A 2060-nucleotide genomic window follows, 5' to 3' on the forward strand; every position below is an offset into this window, starting at 1 on the left:
CAGTTTACAGATGCTTCAACCGGATCACCGACTTCCTGGCTCTGGGACTTTGGAGACGGTACCAATTCTACCGAGCAGAATCCCTTGCATACCTATAATGAGGTTGGTAACTATACCGTCAACCTCAAGGTCACAAATGCAGCCGGAAGCAATAGCAGTCAGCTTGCCGATTTGATTAAAGTGACCGAACCTCCGACTTCTACGGAACAGCCGGACCTTATTGTTTCAGCGATCATACCGAATGCCGACGAATTCTTTGCAAATGAGACAAACAATATCTCGGCAAAGGTAGAAAACGTAGGTACGAATGCTTCTGGATCATTTACGGTCACTTTTACTGTGAATAGTATTGACACAAATGTCACTGTTGATGCCCTTGAAGCGGGAACAAATACCACAGTCACGATAACTGATCCGACAATCAGGTCTTTTGGAGACAATGTAACGGTCACAGCCGCTGCAGATTCAGGGAATGAGATTGCCGAGTCCAGTGAGATAAATAACCAGATGAACATCACAAAGTCCGTGGTCTATAACGGTTACAAGGGCAAGCGTTATACCGGTGGAAATGATCTAGGCACTCAGGTCACTTTCGAAGGAAAGTACGGGCTTGTTTACTCCTACGGAAACACGGCATATGCATCAGGAAGCTGGACCGCAAAAACTTATACTTGGTCTTCAACAGATCTTCCAATCCCTGCAGGAGCGACGGTTGAAAGTGCCAGGCTTTACCAGCCGTATACCTGGAACAAGATGACAAATGATCCGGCTTTCACGATGTCGTTTAATAACAACACAGTAACGCCGATTGCCACCTATAAGGACCGAAAGAGCTATGGCAGCTACGATTATCCGTCGGGTCTCTATGTCTACAACGTAACTTCATTGTTTGACCCTGCAGGAAACAGCATTACTATTAACCCTGAGACTGGCAACAACTATGGCATATACGGAGCTTACCTTGTTGTCGTGTACAATGATCTTACTGCTACCGAGAAAAAGATCTGGATCAATGATGAGTTCGATCTCCTCGCATCCAAAGGTTCCTATGCAGTCAGCAACGAGGAAGCTACGGCATATGCGTCCTTCAGTGATGTAAATGCTACTGGTATCTCAAAAGCCACAGCAATAGCTGTCCTTGCCAGTGGAAACGATAACAACAAAAGTAAGTTCGTTTTCAACGACAATGAGTACACAGGCTTCTGGCCAGACTACCAGACAATGCCGCAGATCGGTTTCTCTTCATATAATGTTACTGGAGCCCTTCTTACCGGAATGGATACTGCTCGGGTGCAGAGCTACGACAATGGAACCGGCGGAGACAGCATGTCTGCCATGAATGTTATTCTAGTGGCTGATTATGGTGAAACCCAAAATGGAACGGGAGCTCCGGTTGCAGCTTTCACAGCAAACTTAACTTCTGGTGATGCCCCGCTGACAGTAAATTTCACAGATGAATCTACCAGTACGCCTACTTCATGGGCCTGGGACTTTGATAACAATGGAACTGTAGACAGCACTGAGCAGAACCCTATCTACACTTACACTTCAGCCGGTAACTATACAGTTAACCTTACGGTTGCAAATGCAGATGGGAGCGATTCTGAAGTAAAGACCGATTACATTGTGGTAAGTGAACCACTTCCCGGAGCTCTAGTTGCAAACTTTACTGCAAATGTAACAAGCGGTAAAGCACCACTGACCGTAGAATTCACAGATATCTCGACTGGCTCACCGACGAGTTGGCAGTGGGATTTCAATAACGATGGAACTGTTGACAGCACCGAGCAGAACCCGATCTACACTTATGCTGCAACCGGTACCTACACAGTCAATCTCACCGTAACAGGACCGGATGGAAATGATTCTGAGGTAAAAACTGGGTACATTAATGTCACCAGTCCATCTTCAGCAAAGCCAGTAGCTGCTTTTTCAGCGTTTCCTACTTCAGGAAAAACACCATTAAACGTTAAATTTACTGATACTAGCACTGGCTCTCCAACTTCCTGGTTCTGGAACTTTGGAGACGGATCTAAGTCCTACCTCCAGAATCCGATTCA

At 46.0% G+C, this 2060-nt stretch carries 1 protein-coding gene; it reads left to right on the forward strand.

Translation table 11 applies throughout. The annotated features are described in order from the left end of the window. Positions 1-2060: DUF3344 domain-containing protein (locus A9239_RS13815; RefSeq protein WP_141706473.1), on the forward strand; the 2060-nt coding region annotated here is incomplete at both ends.

This window comes from Methanosarcina sp. A14, assembly GCF_001729375.1.
Classification (GTDB): domain Archaea; phylum Halobacteriota; class Methanosarcinia; order Methanosarcinales; family Methanosarcinaceae; genus Methanosarcina; species Methanosarcina barkeri.